6 protein-coding genes (1 of these 6 cut by a window edge) are annotated in these 6,994 nt (G+C 64.7%); 1 reads left to right on the top strand and 5 read right to left on the bottom strand.

The annotated features are described in order from the left end of the window. Positions 1–850, bottom strand: the 5' portion of a protein-coding gene (dctP, locus tag AAFG13_RS21710) for a TRAP transporter substrate-binding protein DctP (protein WP_092123335.1). 239 nt of this gene lie to the left of the window's left edge; 850 of the gene's 1,089 nt are visible here — the first part of the coding sequence; it begins with the start codon at positions 848–850; its stop codon lies beyond the left edge, outside the window. 297 nt (positions 851–1,147) lie between these two features. Between dctP and AAFG13_RS21705 the strand changes: the two genes are divergently transcribed. Continuing rightward, positions 1,148–2,233, top strand: coding sequence for an NAD-dependent epimerase/dehydratase family protein (locus AAFG13_RS21705; protein ID WP_342713284.1), 1,086 nt, complete (start codon positions 1,148–1,150; stop codon positions 2,231–2,233). 250 nt (positions 2,234–2,483) lie between these two features. Here AAFG13_RS21705 and AAFG13_RS21700 read toward each other — a convergent pair whose 3' ends face one another. The 4 genes from AAFG13_RS21700 to AAFG13_RS21685 form a co-directional block, all read right to left on the bottom strand. Beyond that, positions 2,484–3,791 (bottom strand): Gfo/Idh/MocA family oxidoreductase, encoded by a 1,308-nt coding sequence (locus AAFG13_RS21700; protein WP_212318176.1) that lies wholly within the window; start codon positions 3,789–3,791, stop codon positions 2,484–2,486. 131 nt (positions 3,792–3,922) lie between these two features. Next, on the bottom strand, positions 3,923–4,723 hold the full coding sequence (locus AAFG13_RS21695) for a phytanoyl-CoA dioxygenase family protein (protein WP_176533757.1): 801 nt from the start codon (positions 4,721–4,723) through the stop codon (positions 3,923–3,925). Between the two features lie 55 nt (positions 4,724–4,778). Next, the gene (locus AAFG13_RS21690; RefSeq protein WP_342713282.1) at positions 4,779–5,453 is read right to left on the bottom strand and encodes a GntR family transcriptional regulator; all 675 of its coding nucleotides are present in this window, start codon (positions 5,451–5,453) and stop codon (positions 4,779–4,781) included. Positions 5,454–5,725: 272 nt separating this feature from the next. After that, a complete protein-coding gene (locus AAFG13_RS21685) occupies positions 5,726–6,982 on the bottom strand; it encodes a M20/M25/M40 family metallo-hydrolase (protein ID WP_212318172.1) in 1,257 nt (418 codons plus the stop codon). Between the last annotated feature and the right edge of the window lie 12 nt (positions 6,983–6,994).

Below are 6,994 nucleotides of genomic sequence, written 5' to 3'. Positions count from 1 at the left end.
GATTCACCGCATCGTATTTACCGGTGACCCAGGTGAAGGTGTCTTCGGACGCTGCCTGGATCGCGGCCTGATAATGCTTCGGCAGCGCGTTCCACTTGTCCTTGTTCAGCACGTTGTGGCCCTGTCCGGTGCCTTCCCACCAGCCGGGGTAGTAGTAGAATTTTGCGACCTTGACGAAGCCGAGCTTCTCGTCGTCATACGGCCCGACCCACTCGGCGGCGTCGATGGTGCCTTTCTCAAGCGCCGGATAGATGTCGCCGCCGGCGATCTGCTGCGGCACGCCGCCGACCTTGGCGATGATGGTGCCGGCGAAGCCGCCGACGCGGAATTTCAGGCCCTGCAAATCCGCCATCGACTTGATCTCCTTCCGGAACCAGCCGCCCATCTGGGCGCCGGTCGAGCCGGTCGGAATGCCGACACAGTTGTATTCCGCAAGCAGGTTGTTGATCAGCTCGCTGCCGCCGCCCCATTGCAGCCAGGAAATATGCTGGCGCGTGTTGAGGCCGAACGGCAGCGAGGTGCCGAAGGTGAAGGCGGGATTTTTGCCCCAGTAATAATACAGCGCGGTGTTGCCCATCTCGACCGTGCCGTTGGAGACGGCGTCCAACACCTGCAGGCCCGGCACGATCTCGCCGGCGGCGAAGGACTGGATCTGGAAACGGTTGTCAGTGATTTCGGCGACGCGCTTGCAGAAGAATTCACAGCCGCCATAGAGCGTATCGAGCGCCTTCGGCCAGCTTGCCGCGAGCCGCCACCTGACCTCCGGCATCGATTGCGCGACCGCAGGTGCAGCCACCGCCGTCGCAGCCAGTCCGACGCCGCCTGCCCTCAAGAAATCACGACGCTTCATGCGTATTCCTCCTGTGTGCCGATGCCTCGACAAGGGGAACGATCTTGGTGCCGTCTTTCTTCGCCGATCGATCGACGTTGCTGTGGTGAATGTGTCCGGTGACCCTCGACGGGCTCTTGTGTCTGGAATCCGAGCCTTCGGTTCCACCGGTCAGGATGATCGTTTGCCGGAGGAAATCAAGCGCCCGCCTTGGTTGCAGCTGCGAAGGGAAATCGGCGCTGTTGGTCTCATCCGATACCTGTCGGTCTTGCCGTGATCTGCTACGCAGGGCAGGTGAGTTGATGGGAGTTCAAGGACATGGCCAACAAGAAAGTCGTGGTCGCCGGCGCGACCGGCCTCGTGGGCAACGCCGCCTTGCGACACTTCGGCGCATCCGGCGACTGCGAGCGCATCGCGCTGTCGCGTCGCAAGCCGCGCGATCTCTATGGCGCGCAGCATGTGCGGATCGACCTCACCAGCGCTGAGGATTGCCGCCGCGCCGCGGCCGAGCTCGCCGGCGCGACGCACCTGATCTATGCCGCGCTCTATGAAGCGCCGAGCCTGGTCGATGGCTGGCGCGATGCCGGGCAAATCGAAATCAACGACCGCATGCTGCGCAACCTGATGGGCGTGCTCGAACCCGTCGCGCCTGATCTCAAACATGTCGCACTGCTGCAGGGCACCAAGGCTTATGGCGTGCACGTCCGGCCGCTCACGGTGCCGGCGCGCGAGGGCCGCTCGGAAATGTACGAGCAGCCGAATTTCTATTGGGCGCAGGAGAATTTCCTGCGGGAGCTGCAGCGGGGCAAGCGCTGGCACTGGAGCTTCTTGCGCCCGGTGTTGATCATCGGCGAGGCCATGGGCGGTGCGATGGATTTGATCCCGCCGCTCGGCGTCTATGCGGCGGTGTTGCGCGCGCAGGGCAGGCCGCTCGACTATCCCGGCGGTGCGCCGCGCGTCGCGCAGGCGGTCGACGTCGATCTCCTGGCGCGCGCGATCGCATGGTCGGGCGAGGCCGAGACCGCGCGCAATGAAGCGTTCAACGTCACCAATGGCGACGTCTTCACCTGGGAGAATATCTGGCCCGCGGTATCAGATGCGCTCGAGATGGCGCCGGGCCGGCACGTGCCGTTGTCGCTGGCGCAGGAGTATCCGAAATGGATCGCGCTGTGGGACGAACTGCGCAGGAAGCACGATCTGATCGCACCTAGCTTGGAAGAGTTCGTCGGCCTGTCGTTCCAATATGCCGATTACAGCATGCGCTACGGACAGACCGAATCCGGTCCGCCCTCGATCGTCTCGACTGTGAAGATCAACCAGGCCGGCTTCACCGAGATGATGGATACGGAAGCGATGTTCCGCAAATGGTTCAAGCTGGCGAAGGCGAGGCGGCTGCTGCCGTGAGTCGTTCGGCGGTGCTTTCTCTTCTCCCTCGCCCCGTTCTTACGGGGAGAGGGTTGGGGTGAGGGGCCTCTATCCGGCGAGCACTTTGCGTCTTGTTGAACAGCGTGCCTCGCCCCTCACCCGGATCGCGTCTGCGATGCGACATAGCCGAAGCTACGCTTCGGCGTTCTTGAGAGCGGCCGCCAAAGGCGGCCTACGCCTCTCCCCGCAAAGCGCGGGGAGAGGTGAAGGACGTCCTGTCGTTCGAGCGTCAGCGCGAAAACGTCTGCTCCATCGCCTTGCGCGTCTTGATGGTGTCGTTGCTCTCGTCGACCTCGACGTCGCTCCAGCGCACGACAGCGCCATGGGCGATGTCGTTCTTCAACTTGACGCGATGCGCGAGCCCGATCGGCAATGCGCCGGCGGCGAGGCTGGCGGAGGCGGGCATCAGTTTGCCCCACACCGTGTAGCCGCCTTCGCCGTCGAGCATCTCGCCGGCGCGCAAATTGCGCTTCGCCACCGCTGCGACGTCGCCGCGGAAGCCGCGCGGCTGCCCGGTCGGCTCGTTCCGCAGCGCCGCCGACAGGACGGAAATGTTCAGCTCGAGTCCGATCAGATGATACGGCTTGTACATCGCCGCATAGCGGCCGGACGCATCGGTCTTGAGGCCGTACTGCTTGAAGCAATCGGCGGCATAATCGTTCGGCGCCTCCAGCACCACATAGACACCCCAGCGCAGATCGCGAAACACCGGACGGCCGTCGCGCTCGAGCGACGACACCACCTCGACGATGCCGGATTTCTCCAGCACGCCGCCTTTGTCGCGCGGCCGCATCACATGCGGCAGGTCGTCGACGCCGCAGGGCGGAAACAGCAAGCCCTCCGACGGCACATCGAGCGTGCAGGCATTGGCGATCGCTGCCATCTCGATCGCGGATTTGGTGCCGTCGAGGAAGGAGTTGAACATCTGCGGGTTCATGCCGGCGGATTGCGCCTCGCCTGATGTGAGCCCGTAATGCTGCCACACGCCTTCCGGCGTCACGTCGTGATAGGCGGGCAAATATTTCGTGCCCTTGCCGGCAGCGACGACGCGGAATCCCGTCGCGCGCGCCCAATCGACCATCTCCGCGGTCAGTGCCGGCTGGTCGCCATAGGCGAGCGAATAGACCACGCCCGCCTTGCGCGCCTCTTCGGCGAGCAGCGGGCCCGCCAGCACATCGGCCTCGACATTGACCATCACGACATGCTTGCCGGCTGATATCGCCGCGCGGGCATGGCGGATGCCGACCGCGGGATTGCCGGTCGCTTCAACCACGACATCGAATGCACCGCCCGCGATCGCACGCGCGCCGTCATCGGTAAAGGTGGTCGCGCCGATCCGCGCGTCGTCCCAGCCGACCGTGCGGCACGCCTCGCGCGCGCGGTCGCGGTCGAGATCGACGATCACCGGCACCTCGAGCCCCGGCGTGTGCGGCACCTGCGACAGGAACATCGAGCCGAATTTTCCGGCGCCGATCAGGGCGACGCGAACCGGCTTGCCGGCGGCGGCGCGGGTTTTGAGGAGGTGATGCAGGTTCATTTTGCTTTCCAAACAAAAGGGTCATTCCGGGGCGACGCGCTAGCGTCGAACCCGGAATCTCGAGGTTCCCCGATGCGCAATCGCGCATCTGTGGTTCGCGCTTCGCGCGCCCCGGAACGACATCAGGGATATTACTCCGCCGCCTGCCGCGGCGCACGCGCCAGCCGCAGCAGGGCGTCGTCGGCAACGGTCTGGATCGGCGTGAAGTCGCGGTGCGCGATGTAGTCGGGCCGCGTCGGGGTGCGGATATAGTTCGAGACCGCGTTCAGCGTCAAATAGACGATCTTGCGCGGGTAGGGCGTGATGTTGCCGCTCGAGCCGTGCACCAGATTGCCGTGGAACATCAGCATGCCGCCGGGCTTGCCGGTCGGGGCGACGATGCCGCCCTGCTTCACGAGGCGCGTCACCGTCTCTTCGTCCAGCGTCCACAGCGGATAGGACGTGGTTTCGAGATCGTGCGACGCCTTGAGGTCGCCGGCGGTCTGGCTCTGCGGCACCAGCATCAGCGGGCCGTTGATCGGCATCACCTCGTCGAGGAAGATCGCGATGTTCATCGCGCGCGGCTCCGGCATGCCGTCGTCGCGCTTCCAGGTGCCGTAATCCTGGTGCCACTGCCAGACGTCGCCGGTGAAGGCCGCCTTCGCGTTGATCTTGAACTGATGCATGTAGACCTTCTCACCGAACAGCTGCTCGATGGGGTCGATCATGCGCGGATGCGCGCCGAGGAGGCCGAACGCCTCGTTGTAGAGATGCGCGGCGAAGGCCGTACGCGGCGCGCCGCTCTTCTCGCGCCACACCTCGGGGCGGTTGGCGTCATAGATCGAGACCGCCTCGCGTGCGAGGAAATCGACCTCTTCCTGGCTGAACAGCTCGGGCAGGAACAGCCAGCCTTCGCGATGGAAAAATTCGATCTGCTCCGGCGTCAGTTTCATGGTGCTTTCCTCCTTTGATTTTTGGTTTTCGTTCTTGGTGCCGTGACGGTCGTGTTCACGCCGCCACGTCGATAGCCCTCAGCTTCTCTTCGGTCATCCGCCCGGCCGTCTGCGCATGGGCCAACGCGGCGGCCTCAGCGGCGGCGGCGTTGCCGGAGAAAATGTGTGCGGCGATGGTCTCGTGCTCGGTCCAGGCGCTGTCGCGGTAATCGAGCTCGGCGAGCACGGTCGCCATCGAGCGGCGCATATGCGGCCATTGCGGCGCGATCATTTCCTCGATCGCGGTATTGCCGGCCAGCCGATAGATCGCGCTGTGGAAGTCGACGTCGAGCGCGATCAGGCGCGCCAGCGGCGCGGTGTCGTCGATCGCGCGCCCGGCTTCCAGCGCGGCCTCGAGCTGCGCACGTGCCGCGGAATCCTCTTTCACACGCGTCGCGGCAAGCCGCGCCGCCAGCGCATCGATGGCGCCGCGCACTTCATAGAGCTCGCGGATACGCTGCGGATCGAGCTGCGTCACCTCGAAGCCGCGCCTGCCGCTCTCCGCAACGAGGCCCTGGCGATGCAACAAATGCAGCGCGTGCGAGATCGGCTGGCGTGAGACGCCGAGCCGATCGGCAAGCTTGTTCTGGGTGATGCGCTGGCCGGGCAGCAGCGTGCGGTCGATGATCGCTTCGAGCAATCGCCCGTAGACCTGGTCGATCAGGTTCGGAAGCGGGTCCAACGGGATCATATGCCGACCATCCAAATTGGAATACGGAATTCCGTGTTCGAAAGGTAAGCTACTGCGGCTAGCGGGAACGGTCAAGGTTGAAGTCAGGGATCGATCTAAGCTGTTGATGAGTGGACACTTTTTCTGACTTGGCTCTGCCCGAGCCCATCCGTCATGGCCGGGCTTGTCCCGGCCATCCACGTCTTTCCTCATGCGCAAACCAGGACGTGAATGCCCGGGACAAGCCCGGGCATGACGAGATCATGGTCGTCAGCGAACCCGTGGTCCGAGCGCTACTTCGCCTTGCCCTGCTCCATCAGGATCCGCGTCATCAGATAGAGCCGCGGCACGATCGAGTTGGTGTCGATGTATTCGTCGCGGGCGTGATAGCCCCAGCCGGCGAGGCCGAAGCTTTCGACCACGATGGCCTTGCCGCTGCGCGCGGCGTAGCCGGCGTCGGTCGCGCCGCCGGTCATCTCAGCGATATCCAGCGTGCGGTCGAGTTCGGCGTAGATCGCCTGTCCCTGCCTGGCGAGCGCGCGGCCGCGATCGTTTGCCACGAAGGGCGGGCGGCCTGCGACGACCTTCACGGTCACTTCGGTGTCGGGGATCAGCTTGCTCTTCACCTTTTCGTCGAGCGCCGCCTGCAGCTTTTGCACGCCGTCCGGAATGGTGAGGCGGATGTCGGCGCCGGCGCTGGCGTGATCGGGTATCTGGTTGCGCACGGTGCCGGCCTTCGCGGTGGTCCAGTTCAGCTGCGTGCCCGGAATGGATTTCGCGACGTCCTGGGTCTGCAGCAATTGATGCGCGAGCTCGATCAGCGCGTTGCGGCCGAGCTGCGGCGCGGCGCCGGCATGCGAGGCCTTGCCCTTCACATCCATCGTGCCGGTCGCGGTGCCGCTGGCGCCGAGCAGCAGGCTTTCGTTCTTGGCCACTGGCGGTGCAACTGTCGGCTCGCAGGACAGCACCACATCGTGCTGGTCGGCGAGCTCGGCGATGATCTCACCGGAGCCGATCGAGCCGACCTCTTCATCCGGATTGAACGACACCGTGAGTTTGGCGTAGTCGCGCCAGCCCGCATCGTTCAGGATCTTGAGCGAATGCAGGATGACGGCGATGCCGCCCTTGTCGTCGGCGATGCCGGGCCCGTAGATCCTGTTGCCGTCGACCTTGTAGGGCTGGGTGTCGAGGATGCCGTGCTCATAGACCGTGTCCATGTGCGCGATCAGCATCAGCTTCCTGCTGCCGGTGCCCTCAAAGGTGCCGATCACCATGTCGGCGCCGGCGCCCTTCGTGGTCTTGCGCCGTTCGGTTTTGGCGCCGAGCGCCTTCAGCCGTGCTTCGGTGTAGTCGGCCATCTTCTTCAGGCCTTCGACATCGCTGGAGCCCGACTCGATCAGCACCATGTCGTGCAGGCTCTCGATCACGGCCGGCTGGGCCTGCTCGGCGGCCGCGCGCAGCTTTTCATCCGCGGCAGCAAAGGCGGGGGACGAGGCAAAGGCGAGCGAAAGCAGGCCAGCCGACGCGAGCAATTTGATGGATAGTTTCATGATTGTCCTCCC

It is taken from the genome of Bradyrhizobium sp. B124 (genome assembly GCF_038967635.1).
In the GTDB taxonomy this organism is placed as follows: Bacteria; Pseudomonadota; Alphaproteobacteria; order Rhizobiales; family Xanthobacteraceae; genus Bradyrhizobium.
Note: the sequence above shows the minus strand (reverse complement) of the source record. Positions and strands in the feature narration are given on the sequence as shown.

Coding starts and splice junctions, on each gene's coding strand:
- AAFG13_RS21705 (WP_342713284.1), top strand. CDS start 1,148: ATGGCCAACAAGAAAGTCGTGGTCGCCGGCGCGACCGGCCTCGTGGGC.
- AAFG13_RS21700 (WP_212318176.1), bottom strand. CDS start 3,791: ATGAACCTGCATCACCTCCTCAAAACCCGCGCCGCCGCCGGCAAGCCG.
- AAFG13_RS21695 (WP_176533757.1), bottom strand. CDS start 4,723: ATGAAACTGACGCCGGAGCAGATCGAATTTTTCCATCGCGAAGGCTGG.
- AAFG13_RS21690 (WP_342713282.1), bottom strand. CDS start 5,453: ATGATCCCGTTGGACCCGCTTCCGAACCTGATCGACCAGGTCTACGGG.
- AAFG13_RS21685 (WP_212318172.1), bottom strand. CDS start 6,982: ATGAAACTATCCATCAAATTGCTCGCGTCGGCTGGCCTGCTTTCGCTC.